General features: G+C 63.9%; 15 protein-coding genes. 6 read left to right on the forward strand and 9 right to left on the reverse strand.

Annotated features, from left to right (window positions below):
- Window positions 1-71: 71 nt before the first annotated feature.
- Window positions 72-392, reverse strand: a complete 321-nt coding sequence (locus JQ580_RS12970) for a hypothetical protein (RefSeq protein ID WP_212280436.1) — start codon at window positions 390-392, stop codon at window positions 72-74.
- Between the two features lie 122 nt (window positions 393-514).
- On the opposite strand from JQ580_RS12970, the gene JQ580_RS12975 reads away from it, so the two are divergent.
- The gene (locus JQ580_RS12975) at window positions 515-862 is read left to right on the forward strand and encodes a hypothetical protein (RefSeq protein ID WP_212280437.1); all 348 of its coding nucleotides are present in this window, start codon (window positions 515-517) and stop codon (window positions 860-862) included.
- Between the two features lie 51 nt (window positions 863-913).
- Here JQ580_RS12975 and JQ580_RS12980 read toward each other — a convergent pair whose 3' ends face one another.
- Window positions 914-3,718, reverse strand: a complete 2,805-nt coding sequence (locus JQ580_RS12980) for an autotransporter domain-containing protein (RefSeq protein WP_212280438.1) — start codon at window positions 3,716-3,718, stop codon at window positions 914-916.
- Between the two features lie 589 nt (window positions 3,719-4,307).
- On the opposite strand from JQ580_RS12980, the gene JQ580_RS33795 reads away from it, so the two are divergent.
- Complete coding sequence (locus JQ580_RS33795) at window positions 4,308-4,580, forward strand: hypothetical protein (RefSeq protein WP_249134173.1); 273 nt, start codon at window positions 4,308-4,310, stop codon at window positions 4,578-4,580.
- A 183-nt stretch (window positions 4,581-4,763) separates the two neighbouring features.
- Window positions 4,764-5,027, forward strand: a complete 264-nt coding sequence (locus tag JQ580_RS33800) for a hypothetical protein (RefSeq protein WP_249134143.1) — start codon at window positions 4,764-4,766, stop codon at window positions 5,025-5,027.
- Window positions 5,028-5,045: 18 nt separating this feature from the next.
- On the opposite strand, the gene JQ580_RS12985 is transcribed toward JQ580_RS33800, so the two are convergent.
- From JQ580_RS12985 to JQ580_RS13005, 5 genes are all read right to left on the reverse strand, one after another.
- Window positions 5,046-6,665 (reverse strand): ABC transporter ATP-binding protein, encoded by a 1,620-nt coding sequence (locus JQ580_RS12985; RefSeq protein WP_212280439.1) that lies wholly within the window; start codon window positions 6,663-6,665, stop codon window positions 5,046-5,048.
- 2 nt (window positions 6,666-6,667) lie between these two features.
- Window positions 6,668-7,507 (reverse strand): ABC transporter permease, encoded by an 840-nt coding sequence (locus tag JQ580_RS12990; protein ID WP_212280440.1) that lies wholly within the window; start codon window positions 7,505-7,507, stop codon window positions 6,668-6,670.
- Window positions 7,504-8,475 carry an ABC transporter permease gene (locus tag JQ580_RS12995; RefSeq protein WP_212280441.1) on the reverse strand — a complete coding sequence of 324 codons (972 nt, stop codon included), beginning with the start codon at window positions 8,473-8,475 and terminating at the stop codon, window positions 7,504-7,506. The genes JQ580_RS12990 and JQ580_RS12995 overlap by 4 nt, the downstream gene beginning before the upstream one ends.
- Window positions 8,476-8,751: 276 nt before the next feature.
- The gene (locus JQ580_RS13000; RefSeq protein ID WP_212280442.1) at window positions 8,752-10,302 is read right to left on the reverse strand and encodes an ABC transporter substrate-binding protein; all 1,551 of its coding nucleotides are present in this window, start codon (window positions 10,300-10,302) and stop codon (window positions 8,752-8,754) included.
- 296 nt (window positions 10,303-10,598) lie between these two features.
- Entirely contained in the window at window positions 10,599-10,910 is a 312-nt protein-coding gene (locus JQ580_RS13005) for a hypothetical protein (RefSeq protein ID WP_212280443.1), read from the reverse strand.
- Between the two features lie 181 nt (window positions 10,911-11,091).
- On the opposite strand from JQ580_RS13005, the gene irr reads away from it, so the two are divergent.
- On the forward strand, window positions 11,092-11,571 hold the full coding sequence (gene irr / locus JQ580_RS13010) for a Fur family transcriptional regulator Irr (protein WP_249134144.1): 480 nt from the start codon (window positions 11,092-11,094) through the stop codon (window positions 11,569-11,571).
- A gap of 18 nt (window positions 11,572-11,589) precedes the next feature.
- Here the strand turns inward: irr and JQ580_RS13015 are convergent, their stop codons facing one another.
- Window positions 11,590-13,137 carry a winged helix-turn-helix domain-containing tetratricopeptide repeat protein gene (locus JQ580_RS13015; RefSeq protein ID WP_212280444.1) on the reverse strand — a complete coding sequence of 516 codons (1,548 nt, stop codon included), beginning with the start codon at window positions 13,135-13,137 and terminating at the stop codon, window positions 11,590-11,592.
- Window positions 13,138-13,270: 133 nt separating this feature from the next.
- On the opposite strand from JQ580_RS13015, the gene mddA reads away from it, so the two are divergent.
- On the forward strand, window positions 13,271-14,059 hold the full coding sequence (gene mddA, locus JQ580_RS13020) for a methanethiol S-methyltransferase (RefSeq protein WP_212280445.1): 789 nt from the start codon (window positions 13,271-13,273) through the stop codon (window positions 14,057-14,059).
- 214 nt (window positions 14,060-14,273) lie between these two features.
- Complete coding sequence (locus tag JQ580_RS13025; protein WP_106949376.1) at window positions 14,274-14,696, forward strand: GFA family protein; 423 nt, start codon at window positions 14,274-14,276, stop codon at window positions 14,694-14,696.
- Window positions 14,697-14,850: 154 nt separating this feature from the next.
- Here the strand turns inward: JQ580_RS13025 and JQ580_RS13030 are convergent, their stop codons facing one another.
- Complete coding sequence (locus tag JQ580_RS13030) at window positions 14,851-15,075, reverse strand: hypothetical protein (RefSeq protein ID WP_212280446.1); 225 nt, start codon at window positions 15,073-15,075, stop codon at window positions 14,851-14,853.
- Window positions 15,076-15,208: the final 133 nt, after the last annotated feature.

The raw sequence follows: 15,208 nt of genomic DNA on the forward strand, positions 1-15,208 counted from the left end.
AATGTCGGCTTAAGAAGTGGTGAAGGAAGGTTTAACTTCGCGCGGCCCAGGTAACTTGCGCGCGACTTTCGTTAACCAAGACGGCGCAGCGCCTCATCGCGCATCTGTTCGCGGAACGCGGCGCGCTTGGCGGGCCGGTCTTCCTCGCGAATGTCGTGACGATCGAAGATGTCGAACTTCTCCAGGATCGGATAGCTCTCGCTCGCCATCGCGAGCACGCGCAGCACCTTTGTCGCAGACGGTGTCGGGCCGCTCACCTCCCAGCGTCGAATGGTGTCGGCGCCACCCTTGTCAGGCAATCCGCAAAGCCTGGCCATGTCGGTTGTGGTGAGCTTGCGCCCGAGGGCATCGGAGAGGTCGTTGCGAAGTTGCTTCAGTTCAGGGCCGGTCATGCTGCTTGCGTCCAGGGAAGTCACTGAACCCAATGCACTAGCGCTGATTCGGGTCCATCCGAAGGCGGCCATGATTGTGCTAGTCTCGCGCTGCCGTTTCAGCGTCAGCGAGGGAATCCAGGATGTCCGTGTTCAAGCTGCCTTTGTCGGGGGACGTCGTTCAGTCCATCAATCCGATCACGTCGTTCTTCAGCCCCGTCGGCAGCCAGTTCGGCCTCATCAACATCACGGTCGGTCAATCCTCGGCGCCAGAGGTCGAGAAGGATCTGCTGTCCGATGTCGGCAGCTACGGCAAGCAGATCGGCCAGATCGGAGATGCGCTGCTCGTGGTCATCGAGCGTTTGGAAGCGCACGGCGACAGTGCGCTCGGCGACGACACGGCGATCGCCGCCTTCAAGGAGCTGATGCATTCGGTCGCGACCGTGAAGGAACGCCACGGCCGCCATTCATGCCGTCCGCGGCGGCGGTGAGCGCGGCGGTGCCGCGCCTCGGGGGCCGAACTGCGTCCGGGCCGTTGCGGGTTACCAATTATACCGCACGACGCCCTTGCCGGCGTAGCTGCGCGTGACGTTGGAGAACTCGCCCTCGAAAGTGCCGACGGCGGACCAGCCGTTCATCCATTTCATTTCGGCAGCGGCAGTCACCAACGCCGAGTCGCTTGCCTGCGCTGCGCCGTTGACGACGAAGGACGCGCCGGGGAGCGCGGTGAAGGTGGCGCCGATCGTGCGATCCGGATTGTAGTCATGCGACCAAGCCGCACGCCCCCGCAAGGTCAGTAGGGCACCGTCCATGGCAAACGACTTGTCGGTCCGTACGCCGAGTTCGCTGCGCGTGTCCGTCACGCTCTTTGCTCCGTAAGCGAGCGCGAACGCGCCGCCGCCGGAGATGGCGCTTTCGGTATAGGCCGGCAGATCGAACGTCGTGAACTGCCCTGCCGCGTAGGGCGTGATCCCGACGCCGTTCATCCAGGGCGTCACGAAGCGGTAGCCGCCTTCGACCCGGCCTGAATAGGCGTTGGCATTGAAGCGGGCCTGCAACCGGTCGGTGCCGGCAATCGTCACGATGCGATTGGTCGTGATGTCCTGTGCACCGTAGGCCAGCGCACCGGAGAGATAAGCAGCACCGATAGTGTGCCGGACGAACGCACCGGCTTGGAACAGGTACGATTGGCCGTAACCGCTATTGACGACATTGAAGTTGGTGCCGCCGCCCGCCAGAGCGAAGCCGGCAATGGTGTAGGGCGAAATGCGATAATCGGCGCCGACGGCCGTGCCGTAGATGCTGGAGGTCGCAGTGTTGGAACCGACGACGGCGTTGCCGTCCGTGGTCTGCGAACCGCCGTAACCGGCGGCCCAGACGCTCCAGCGCTGCGCGAAGGGGGCAGGACGAGGCGCCTTGGCGTAGATTGCCGCCATAGCATCGGCCGGCTTGCGGCTCGCGGCATAGGCAAGCTCCTCGTCGGCGTAGCCGGTGGCGCCACCGCCCGCGCTTCCGCCCTCGCCGCGTCCGGCAATGAACGGATCGGTCATGATCCCCATGAACATGGTCATCGCGTTGAAGGTGGTTTGCTGCGATCCGGTGGCGGCCTCGCCGGAAGCCTGGGTCAGTTCGGCCGGACTCAGGTTCGCGTAAACCGCTGGAATGCCGCCATTGGCGTTGAAGAAATTGATCAGCGCGTTACCGACGTTCTGCTGGTTGGTCGTGAACCCATTGAAACCCAGCGTGACGTTGAGGTACGCGTTGTTGGCGTCGTAACTCAGGCTCGACCTCAGGTTTGCCGGATTGCCGATGTTGACGACCCCGGCGAAGGTGCCGCTCACACCGCCGGTCGCGTTAAGGATGGTGTATTGCTTGGCGACATAAGTCCCGCTGGCGAAGGTCGCGTTGACCGTGCCGTTGAGCGTTGCGGTGCCGGAAACGTTGGCGCGCGAGGCGGTCGTCGGGTCGACTTGAATCAGGTAGATCGCGCCTGACTGGAACGCGAGATTGCCGTTGACCGACATGGTGCTGGCCGGCGTCCCGTTACCGGGCGCGAAGGTGCCGCCCGCATTGATCTGGGTTCCCTTGACCGTGCCGACACCGGCCAACTGGCCGCCGGAATTGACCGTGGTCAGGGCCGAATTCGCGGCTGTGCCGTTCACTTCCAGCGTTCCGGCATTCACGACGGTGTTGCCGGAGTAGGTGTTGGCGGCCGACAGGACCAGCGTGCCGACGCCGGTCTTGATGAGGGCGGTGTTGACGCCTCCTGTGGTCAGTCCGCTGCCGCCGATCGTATTGGCGTAGGTGACGGTGCCGCCGGAGACGCCGATATTTGCGGTGACGCCGCTCAGGAAAATGCCCGCGCCTTGTGCTGCGCCTGCCGCAGCACTGAATCCGTTGATCGCGCTGGGACCAATTCCGATGCCGGGAGTTCCGGCCGCGCCCCCTGTGACGGCGGCGCCCGAGATTGGCGAATTCAGAATGGTCAGGGTGCCCCCGGTCGCGACGTAGATGGCGCCACCATTGGCGGCGCCGCCGTTGCCGCCTGCACCGCCGTCGGCGCCGGGGCCGGGTCCGCCCGAGCCGCTGGCATTGGTCGCGCCGTCTCCGCCCGAACCGCCATTGCCGCCGTTGGCGTTCCCCGAACCGCCGCTGTTATTGCTCGTATAGGTCGTACTGTTGGTCGTTCCCGAACCGCCGCCGCCGCCGCCGCCGGCACCGAGGGTTCCACCGGCCGTGCCGGCGGTACCCTGGTTGCCCGCATGACCGCCGGTACCGCCCGCGCCGCCGCCGCCGCCGGCACCGCCATTGTTGGCAGCGCCGCCATTGCCGCCATTGCCGCCATTGACGGGATCGGGGGCCGCGTTCTGCGCAGATCCGCCATTGCCGCCAGTGCCGCCGGTCGCTGTGTTGCCGGTGAACGTTACTGCCGCCAGCGTGACGTTGGCACCGCTGCCGACGAACAGACCGCCGCCGGCACCGAGGCCGCCGCCGCCGCCACCACCGGACCCGTAGGACAATCCACCCGAGAAGTAGCCGTCCTGCCCGTTCTGTCCGTTTCCGCCGAGCGCCGCGGTGTTGGTAATCGAGAGGCTTGAGATATTCACTGTGGGCGCGTTGGTGCCGTTGACCTGGATGCCCTGAAACGCGGACGCGCCGTTGATGACTTGGTTGTTGCCGGTGATGTTGATGACGACGTTGGCATTGCTCGCCTGGAGTTGCGCCAGCGAACTCGACAACGTGAATCCAGACGTGATGTTGATGCTCACAGTTGAATTTGCGCCGGCCGCAGCAACCGCAGCGACGGCGGTATTCCAGTCTGCCTGGTTGGCTACGTCGATCGCCATGGCCTGAGTTGCAAACAAGCTGGCGGCGCCAATGATCGATCAGGCCAGCCATCGCCGCGAACGCCGCAACGCCACGACGGGGACAAGGGCCGTTGTCTGCAGAAGCCGATGCCGATGCACCGAGGGTTCAAGTATCGCCGTTTCACAAGACGTCGCGCCGCCCGACAGAAAATGCCCCACGTGTCACCCCTGAAATATTTTTTGCCGCGCCAAAATCAGGGGCACTGGCAATTTCCCGAACTAGAATCAGTTTAGGGGTTGTTGGAGGCTGTTTCTACATTTCTTCTGCCTTCTATCGTGCATATGGCCTGATTCTGCGTGGCTGTGCTTGACGGGCCACGCTCGTCGATGGTCGCTTAGACAAGCCTCAAATTAGGACATCTATTCTGACCAATTGCGAAGTCGTCACTGGTTTGCCGATCGGCGACAGCTGAATTTTGAGTGATTGAAGCGGGCGTTGGCCGCTAGGAAGGCCGTGACGTGAAAGTGAACTGCGCTCGCCCGGAAATTCGACCCGCCACGCGTTGATCCAACACGTTGTACAATTGCCCAACCAGGCAATTGGAGTTTCGGGATGAATGAATCGGCAATGACGAGAAACAGAATTGCAGTCATAGCGCTTGTCGTAGCTGGAGTGCTCACCGTGCCGTTCGCGGCTGAAGCCAAGAAGTACCGATCGAGCCGATATGACAACACGGGTGCAGTAGCGGCCGGATCGGCGGCAGTGCAGCCGCGGGCGACTTATGGGTCGTCTGGGCAAACCGTTGGAACGGTAACGGCGCCGTCGATCGGGTCCTATAATTGGCCGTCGGTCGGCGTGACCAATTCGGTCCCCACCTGGAGCAATACCAACCCGCGATGATCTTGATCTTGCCAGGCTGCCTCGCTCGCCGCCGGCCGCGCCCTTGTTCATCGCGCATGATGCCGGAGTGTTGAGAGCGGTCTCACGCAGGTATCCCGGCACATTCTCACCCATGGGGAGTTCTCAGTGCAGGAGCGGTTCGACGACTAATCGATCTTTGCACCGCATCCAAAAGGATCAGCCATGACAAGAACAGGAAGCTTCATTGCCGTTATTGCCGCCGTCGGATTTGCGGCATCCGCCGCAAGCGCGCAAACGCCGGGACCGGGCGTGAACAACAGTACCAACAGCATTCCGGGAGCGCCGGTGCAGCAAGGGACGGTTGGGAGTTCCGGGCAGACGGTCGGGACAGTGACAGCGCCGTCAATTGGCACGTCTACGCAGCCCTCTGTCGGCGTGACCAACTCCGTTCCCACCTGGAAAAGCACGAACCCTCCAGCCAGGTAGCAACCGCAGCCGGCTGCCTCACGCGACCGGTGCGTGCGCCTTTCGCCCCGGCACCGCTGCGAGCAGCTCCCGGCTATAGGCATGCTCCGGCGCTGCAAAGAGTTGTGCGGAGGGCTTCAGCTCGACGATGACGCCGCGCTGCATCACAGCGATGCGGTCGCAGATCTGGGCCGCAACGCGCAGATCGTGGGTGATGAACAGCATCGAGAGGCCAAGTCGCGCCTTGAGGTCTTCGAGTAACCGGAGAACCTGCGCCTGAACGGAGACGTCGAGGGCGGAGACCGCTTCGTCCGCGACGATGATCTCGGGCTCGAGCGCGAGCGCGCGCGCAATGCCGATGCGCTGACGCTGGCCGCCGGAGAATTCATGCGGATAGCGCTCGAGCGCGCCGGCATCCAGGCCGACCATCCCGAGCAGATCGCGGGCGCGGTCAAACGCCGCCTTCGGATCGAGACCAGCCGCGATCGGGCCGTCGGCAATGATGTTGCCAACCTTGCGGCGCGGATTAAGCGAGGCGAACGGATCCTGGAAGATCATCTGGATGCGATGGCGCTCCGCGCGCAGCGCCTTGCCCGAGAGCGAGGTGAGTTCGGTGTCGCCGATCCACACCGTGCCGCGGTCGGCCTCAATCAGCCGCATCACCAGCCGCGCCACCGATGATTTGCCCGAGCCGGATTCGCCGACCAGACCGAGCGTCTCGCCCTTGAGAATGTTGAAATTGACCGCGCGCGCGGCATCGACGCGGCGGTCCTCGCGAAACCAGCCGCCCGAGGTGACATAGGTCTTGTCGAGCCCGATCACCTCGACCGCCCTGGCCCTGTCGTCGAGCGGCGCGCGCGCCGGCGGGTCCATCGACGGCACGGCGGCGAGCAGTGCCTTGGTGTAGTCGTGCTGCGGGTTGTCGAAGACGGTTGCGGCAGGGCCTTCCTCCACCACCTTGCCGTGGCGGAGCACCACGACCTGGTCGGCGATGTCGGCGACGACACCGAAATCATGGGTGATGAACATCACCGCCATGTTGCGGCTCTGCTGGAGATTGCGGATCAGCTTGAGGATCTGCGCCTGCGTTGTGACGTCGAGCGCGGTGGTGGGCTCGTCCGCGACCAGCACGGCGGGCTCGAGCGCGAGCGCCATCGCGATCATGGCGCGCTGGCGCTGGCCGCCGGAGAGCTGGTGCGGATAGGCGCGCACGATTCGTTCGGGGTCGGGCAGCCCGACCTCGCGCGCCAGCGCCAGCGCCTTGGCGCGTCGCTCCCTTGGCGTCAGCAGGCCATGGGCCTCGAACATCTCCGCCATCTGGTCGCCGATCCGCATCAACGGATTGAGCGCGGTCATCGGCTCCTGGAAGATCATCGCGAAACGGCGGCCGCGCAGATCGCGCCAGCCGTCGTCGTCGAGCTTGAGCAGGTCGCGTCCCTCGAACTGGATCTCGCCGGAGGCGATGGATACCGTATCTGGCAGCAGGCCCATCAGCGCATGCGCGCACATCGATTTGCCGGAGCCGGATTCGCCGACGACGCAGACGATCTTGCCAGCGTTCAGGTCGAGCGAGATACCATCCACCGCGAAGGGACGTTCGGCCCCTTCGGGCAGCGCGATCTGCAGGTTCTTGATGGAAACGGTGGCTGGCGCGGCCATGGTCAGCGTCCCTCCCGCGACAGGCGCGGATTGAGCGCGTCGTTGAGGCCTTCGCCGATCAGGTTCAGCCCGAGCACCGAGATCAGGATGGCGACACCGGGAAACACCGTGATCCACCAGGCCTGGCGGATCACGGTGCGGCCGGCGCCGACCATGTAGCCCCAGGAAATCAGATTGGGATCGCCGAGGCCGAGAAACGACAGCGAGGATTCCAGCAGGATCGCGGTCGCCACCATCAGCGAGGCCAGCACGATCACCGGCGACAGCGCATTGGGCAGGATCTCGCGCATGATGATCCAGGTGTTGCTCTGGCCGGTGACCACGGCGGCCTGGACGTATTCGCGCGTGCGCAGCGACAGCACCTCGCCGCGCACGAGGCGGGCGACCGGTGGCCAGCTCACCACCGCGATCGAGGCCACGATCGAATAGATCGAGGGCTGCAGGATCGCGACCAGCACGATCGCGAGCGCAAAGCTCGGGATGGTCTGGAAGAACTCGGTGAAGCGCATCAGGGCGTCGTCGACCTTGCCGCCGAAATAGCCGGCCATGGCGCCGATGGGAATGCCGACCACCAGCGCCACCAGCGTGGAGACGAGGCCGACCAAAAGCGAGACGCGTGCGCCGAAAATCATGCCGGCGAACACGTCGCGGCCGAGTGCGTCGGTGCCGAGCGGCACGGTCGAGAGCGTGAACGGCGGCAGGAACGGCCGCTGCACCATGCGCCAGGGCGAGTTCGGAAACAGCATAGGCCCGAACAAGGCGACCGAAACCGCGAGGAGCAGGATGACGAGCCCGATGACGCCGCTCGGGCTACGCAGCATCGATTTCCAGAACTGTTTCATGAGGCGAATTCGATGCGCGGATCGACCAGGCGATAGACCAGATCGGTGATGAGGTTGAAGATCAGGACCATGGCCGAGCAGATCACGAAGACGCCGAGCAGCAGATTGTAGTCGCGCTGCAACAGCGCGTCGTACATCAGCCGCCCGATGCCGGGCCAGGCGAACACGGTCTCGGTGATGACGGCGCCGCCGATCAGTGTTCCCGAATGCACGCCGGCCAGCGTCACGACGGGCAGCAGCGCGTTACGCAGCACATGGCGACGCTGGATCACGGCGTCGGAAAGGCCCTTGGCGCGCGCGGTCTTGACAAAGTCGAGCCGCTTCACCTCGAGCATCGAGGCGCGCGTCATCCGGGTATAGGTCGCCATGAAGAACAGTCCGAGCGTCATCGCCGGCATGATCAAGTGTTTCGCGACGTCGACCGCGTGGGCAAGGCCGGTGAGGTTGGCGCCGACCGTCTCGTATCCAAAGCTCGGCAGCCAATCCATGGTGACCGAGAACAAGAGGATGCCCATCAGCGCCACCCAGAAGATCGGCATCGCATAGAAGATCAGTGCGAACACGGTGATGGCGGTGTCGAGGAAGGTCCCGGCAAAGCGCGCGGCGAAGGTGCCGAACAGAACGCCGAGCATGAGCGAGATCGCAAATGCCGTCAGCGTCAGCAGCAACGTGGCCGGCAGCCGTTCGCCGATCAGCTTTGCGACTGGTGCCTGCTGGCGGAAGGAGAAGCCGAGGTCGAGGGTGACGACGCCCTTGACGTAGATGAAGAGCTGCTCGGGCAGCGGCTTGTCGAGGCCGAACTTTTCCCTGAGTTGCTTGACGAAGACCTGGTCGCTGGCCCCGGCCTCGCCGGCCATGACGACCGCGGGGTCGCCCGGCGCAAGCCGGATCAGGAAGAAATTGAGGACGACGATCGCGAGCAGGACGATCACGCCCTTCACGACACGCTGGGAGATGAAGGAGAGCATCTAGACTCGAATGACGGTTGTTTGGGACGGTCTCGCCGCGAGGAACACCTCTCCCCGTCGGGAAGAGGTCGCGCCGAAGGCGCGGGTGAGCGGGATCAGGGCCCGCGAGGAAACGCAACCCCTCACCCCGATCGCATCTGGCGATGCGATTGGACCTCTCCCTGGAGAGATGGGCACCGCCGATGCCTCAGCGTCTCGACACGATCTCATGATCTATCTGTGTATCCAGGCATGCGACACCGCAGCAAGCTCTGCCGCGGTGTCGCATGGAGCTCATCACTTGTCGAGCCATGCGTCCTTGAAGCCGTCATTGACCCCGATCCCCGTGGTGATCAGGTTCTTGACCTTGCAGCGCGTGATGGTCGGGAATTGCAGCTCGAGCATCCAGGCCACCGGCACGTCCTCGACGAGGATCTTCTGCGCCTTCTCGTAGATTTCCTTGCGCTTGGAGTCCGGGGTCGCGACCGCGCCGTCGGCGAACAACTTGTCGATCTCCGGGTTGGAGTAGCCTTCGACGTTGTTGAACACCTGGCCCTTGGCGATGTTGCTGGAGATGTAGTTACGGCCGACGCCGAGCGCGGGGTCGCCGTACTGGTAGAGATAAGTGAAGGCGATGTCGTAGTCCCAGTCGCCGATCTTCTGGTTGCCGCCGGCAACGTCGGTGGCGATGGTCTCGATGTTGATGCCGACGTCCATGAGGTTCTGCTTCACGGCTTCACCCCAGCGCTGCCAGGTCTCGCCATAGGCGAGCGGCAGCAGGCGGATCTTCTCGCCCTTGTAGCCGGCTTCCTTCAGCAGCGCCTTGGCCTTGGCCGGATCGTAAGGGTATTTTTTCACGTCGTCGGTGTAGTACTTGATGGTCGAGGCCGACGGGCCGGTCGCGACCTTGCCGAGCCCGTTCCAGATCACGTCCTTGGCGAAGTCGCGGTCGATCGCATACATCACCGCCTGCCGCACCCGCTTATCGGCGAGCGGGCCCTGTCGGTTGTTGAGCCACAGCCAGGCCAGCGGCGAGAAGAACTCCCAGCCGGCGCCGGTGACGCAGGTGTCCTTCAGCTTGGTCAGCCGCGGCACGTCGAAGTTCTCGACCGAGCCGCCGGGCAGCACGTCGACCTTGCCGGTCTCATACGCCACCGAGCGCGCCGCCGCGTCGGGAATGATCTGCCAGTAGATCTCGTCGAGATAGGGCTTGCCCTTCTCGTAATAGTTCGGGTTCTTGGCCAGGCGGATGAACGAGCCCTTCTGCCACTCCTTGAACATGAAGGGGCCGGTGCCGACCGGAGCGTTGTTGTAGGGATTGGTCTTCCAGTCGGTGCCTTCATAGAGATGCTTCGGCACCATCGGCATCGAGCCGACCTCGAAGATGCCGAGGAACGGGCCGAACGGCTGCTTCAGCGTGAACACCACCGTGTAATCGTCGGGCGCCTCGACCTTGTCGACCTGCGCGAGGTTGGTGCGGGCGCGGGCGTGGGTCTGCTTCAGCATCTCGATCGAGAACAAGACGTCCGCGGCGGTGAAGGGCTTGCCGTCATGCCAGGTGACGCCCTTGCGCAGCTTGAAGGTGTAAGTCTTGGCGTCCTCGCTGACGCTCCAGCTCTCGGCGAGCTCCGGCTGCGGCTCGAGCTTGGGACTGTAGCGCAGCAGGCCCTCGAAGATGTTGCCCGACACCATCTGGGTCGGACCGTTCTGGACCATCGCCAGCATCAGGCCGGGCGGCTCGGGCTGGATCACCGCATTGATCACACCGCCCGTTTTCGGCTCCTGTGCCAGTACCGGGGCCGCAAGGCCGCAAGCCAGCAGAAGACCAAGCAACACTCGTTTTGGCATGTCGTATCTTTCTCAAGCGAGGCCAGCCGCGAACGCTTCGCACGTTATGGCGCGCGAAGTTACGGCCGGCCCATCCCAGTCCCCATCCGGAAGCGAGGCTCACACAGTCCCGTTCGGCGCCGCAAGATGAAAGTCGCGACAGTGTTCGCACAAAAAATGTACAGCGCGTCCTGTTATCCCGTAGGCCCTCCGCCAACGCGGATCGGCCGCCCCTGCTGATCAGGCGACCTCTGTCATATCCGGATTCAGGAGAGGCGGTGCACAAGGCTGCGCCTGCGACCAAAAGCGTCAGGTCATCATTTCGCGCCGAGCGCCCGTTGCAGCTCGGCGAGCGCGTCGGCCAGCTGTTCGCGATGTGCGATGTCGTCCTTGGGGAGCGCGGCAACGCTGCCGGCGAGCTCACGCAGGATGCCGGCAAGCAGGCCGAAATTGAGGTGCAGGTGCACCGATTTGCGTTCGTCGGCAGCGCCCGGATGTTGCAGCACCAGTGCAACGCCGCTGCCGTCGAGCCGCGCCTCGAACCGCGACGAATGCTCGAACGTGCCGACATAGAATTTGTCGGGATATTCGAGTGCGATCTCTGCCTTGTCTGGAACCGGCCGGGACATCTGAACCTCGTGGCTATCAACACATTCTGGTTGGGAATAAAGCGAAGCGCCTTGCGATAGGTCAGAGGCGGCTTTCGGATTTGATCCGGATCAAAGCCTGGTCGCCGCTTTTGCGATCGAATGGCAACTGGCGACGCGGCGCGTTCTGCGCCTTTGGGCTGTGAGACGTGTGAGACGATCGATGGACATCCAGGATATCCCTGCCGTTGACGATAGTGGACCTGACGTCGCCGGCCTCGAATTGCCGCCCGATGCGGACGTGCAGCACTGTCTGCGATTGCTTGTTGACGCCGGCCTGCGTCCGACGCGCCAGCGGCTGGCGCTCGGCCGATTGCTGTTCCTGCGCGGCCATCGTCATGTCACCGCCGAGAGCCTGTTCGAAGAAGCGATGGCGACGAGCGCCGAGCTGTCGCTCGCGACCGTCTACAACACGCTGAACCAGTTCACCGAGGCCGGCCTGCTGCGCCGCATCGCCGCCGACGGCATCAAGTCGTTCTTCGACACCGACACGTCGGTGCATCCGCATTTCTATCTGGAAGGCGAGGATATGCTGGTCGACGTCGCCGACGGTCTCGCTTTCACCAAGATCCCCGAGGCGCTGCCCGGCCACGAGATCGCGCGGCTCGACGTCATCGTCCACCTGCGCCGCAAGCGAACGTAGCGACGGCACGACGATCGCCTAGCGCAATCCGGCGCGGCGGAATCCCTCCAGATAATGCTCGCGATCGCCGTCATTGGCCCACGGCAGTTGCGTCGCGATCCAGTGCAGCGAGATGTCGGGCTGGGTGCGGCGGAGCTCGCTCAGCGCCGTCTCCGCAAGCAATCGGTCGCCGGCCATGCCGGCGGCAACCGCGAGCACGCGGTAGGCGCCGGTGAGATCGCCGCGGTGGCGGATCGCCTCGCGCGCCAGCGCGATGGCTTCGTCATAACGTCGTTCGGTGAAGCGCGCATAGCCGGCGATGCCATGATAGACCGCGAGCGACGGATCGCGCGGTGACAGCCGGATCGCCCTTTGCGCGGCCTCGAACGAATCCTGCGAACGTCCGGCATAGGACAGCGCCAGCGCGTAATAACCCTGCGCCAGCGAGAAGTTCGGATTGAGCGCGAGTGCCTGCTCGAACGCGGCCAGCGCGTTCGCAAGCCTGCGTGTCGAGAAGCAGACGCTGCCCAGCGCGACATGTGCCCAGGCATCCTCATGATCGCAGCGCACCGCAGCCAGCGCGGCGGCTTCCGCCGCCGGCGCCACCGCGGCGAGCTCGGCCCAGCCGAGATGCACGCCGAACATGTGGTTTGCCGCCAGCACCGACAGCGCCTGGCCGTAATTCGGATCGATCCCGATGGCGCGTTCGAGCAGCATCCGCGCGGTCTCGTGATCACGCCTCGTCACCCGCCAGAAATGCGACAGCGCCCGCATCAGCAGATCCCATGCGTCCAGGCTCGCAGGCGCTTTGCTGTGGGCGCGAAAACTCTCCGCCGCGTGGATCTGCGGTTCGATCGCAGCGGCGATCGCGTTGGTGATCTCGTCCTGGACGGCGAAGACGTCGACCAGCTCGCGGTCGTAGCGCTCGGCCCACAAATGACTGCCCGAATGGGCATCGTTCAGCTGTGCGGTGATGCGCACCCGGCTGCCTGCCTTGCGCACGCTGCCTTCGACGACGTAGCGGACGCCGAGTTCGTCCGCGATCTGCCTGATGTTGACCGCGCGTCCCTTGTAGGTGAAGGACGAGTTGCGGGCGATCACCATGAACCAGCGTTGCTTCGACAGCGCGGTGAGGATGTCTTCGCTGATGCCGTCGCCGAAATAGTCCTGCGCGGGATCGCCACTCATGTTCTCGAAGGCGAGCACCGCGATCGCCGGGCGGTCCGGCGCGCGCGAGGGCGCGGGCCTGGCTTCGGCCGGCACGATCGATGCTGCCACTTCTTCATGGACCTCGCCGATGAAGCGAAAGCCCTTGCGCGGTATCGTCTTGATCAGCCGCTGCGTCGCGCCATCGTCATTGATCGCCTTGCGCGCGGCGTTAATCCGGCTGTTGAGCGCGGAATCCGAGATGATCCGATCGTTCCAGATCTGGCTGATCAGGTCATCCTTGCTGACCACACGCGCGCGTTGCGCGACGAGATAGAGCAGGAGATCGAACACCTGCGGCTGCAACGGCACGGCTGACCCGCCGCAGGTGAGTTCCCGCAGGTCGCCATCGAGCACGTTGTTTTCAAAGCGAAATCGCACGTTTCCGTCGTCTCAAGCAAAAATCAAAGTCGTCTCAGGCGAAAATCAACCGTCCGCCAAAGTCTGCGGAGGTCCGATCCGGCATGCTGCGAAGACCAAACAGTGTCGATGTCTCGGCACAACGGAGCGTTTCATGAGCCAACTTGATCACCAGATTCATTCCATCGGCCCGGAGGTTGCGGGCTCACGCATTTTCAAGCTCGTCGCCTTTCTGTACGGAATTACGGCCTATCTCGTATTCTTCGTCACCATTCTCTACGCCATCGGCTTCGTCATGGGGGTGATGGTGCCGAAGACCATCGACACCGGAACCGACACGCCGACGGCCAAGGCGATCATCGTCAATCTACTCCTGATGACGCTGTTCGCCGTTCAGCACAGCGTGATGGCGCGGAAGCAGTTCAAGGCGTGGTGGACGCAATTCGTCCCCAAGCCGGTCGAGCGCTCGACCTATGTGCTGTTCGCGAGCCTGTCATTGCTGCTCCTGTTCTGGCAGTGGCGCCCGTTGCCTGCGGTCATATGGAACGTCGAGAATCCGGATCTCGCCGTGACGCTGGTCACGCTGTCCTTTGCGGGCTGGGTGCTGGTGTTCGCCAGCACCTACATGATCAATCATTTCGAGTTGTTCGGATTGCATCAGGTGACCAACCATCTGGCCGGCAAGGAGATGACGCCGCCGCGCTTCAAGACGCCGCTGCTCTACAATTTCGTCCGCCATCCGATTTATCTCGGCTTCATCGTTGCCTTCTGGGCGGCGCCGACCATGACCGCGGGCCATCTGCTGTTCGCGGTCGTCACCACGCTGTACATCTTCGTCGGCATCGCGCTGGAGGAGCACGACCTCGTCGCTCTCTTCGGCGACGAGTACCGGCAGTACAAACAACGGGTCTCGATGCTTATTCCCTGGCGCCGCTCACTCTAGCCCTTGCGCAGCGTCGCGCGCGTCCGCCGAACGGAGGACGCGCGGCCGCTTGAAGTCAGCTACCCGGGCATCCCATACGCCCGTCCCCCTAGCGTCCCCCGGGGTGATGTCCCCCTTCACCCCACACCTCTCACCGCATCCCATCGGTCCAGACATATCGTGGACGGGGAGCGGGGAGAGATTCTTGCACCCTTCATCAAACGGAGACGACCCAATGAAACATGTCGGAAACTGCTTCTGTGGCGCGGTCACGATCGAGGTCACGGGCGCGCCGGAGGCGATGGGCTATTGCCATTGCCGCTCATGCCGCTCCTGGTCGGGCGGGCCGGTCAACGCCTTCAGCCTGTGGAAGCCCGAGGCGGTGCGCGTCACCGAAGGCGCGCAGAATGTCGAGACGTTTGCAAAGACGCCGCTCAGCCAGCGCAAATATTGCAAGAAGTGCGGCGGCCACCTCATGACCAACCATCCGCCGCTCGGCCTGGTCGACGTCTTCACCGCCACCATCCCGACGCTGGCCTTCGCGCCCGGCGTTCACGTGAACTATGCCGAGACCGTGCTGCCGATGCGCGACGGCCTGCCCAAGCTGAAGGATTTCCCGGCCGAGTTTGGCGGCAGCGGCGAGATGATGCAGGAGTAGCGGCAAGGCCGTCGCCTGCGGCCATCCTTCGAGTTGTCCGCCCCGGCGGGCCCTCAGGTGAGGCGTGCACTCACGCCTCTCCCAATGTCGAAGCCCTATCGAGAGGGCGGCTGAGCGCCGCCCTCTGTCTTCTTCGAAGAAGACTGATGAACGACTAGCCGCCGCGGGATTCAACGACCTTGCGGCAGCTGTCCGAGAGCTTGGACTTGTTTTCACGCAGGCAGGCGTTCATCTGCGGCGGTTTGCCGATATGTTCGGCGCAGAACTTGCTGGCATCGCCGCGGCAGGCCATTTGCTCCTGGACCGATGGACCGGATTGCGCGGCAGCGGGCAGGACGGCTGCAGCGAGCAGCAGCGCGGCAAGAACCGAAATCTTCATGAAGCACCTCTTGTAAATCCTCGTTGGTCCCGACCGGGATCAATCGGGCCGGACCATCCCGCAAAGCCTGCGCGCCGGTCCATGCCATGTTCATGGCACCGGCAAGCCCATACGGACGCTGGACCCCCATCTT

This window comes from Bradyrhizobium sp. SZCCT0148 (assembly GCF_018129985.1).
Classification (GTDB): Bacteria; Pseudomonadota; Alphaproteobacteria; order Rhizobiales; family Xanthobacteraceae; genus Bradyrhizobium; species Bradyrhizobium japonicum_H.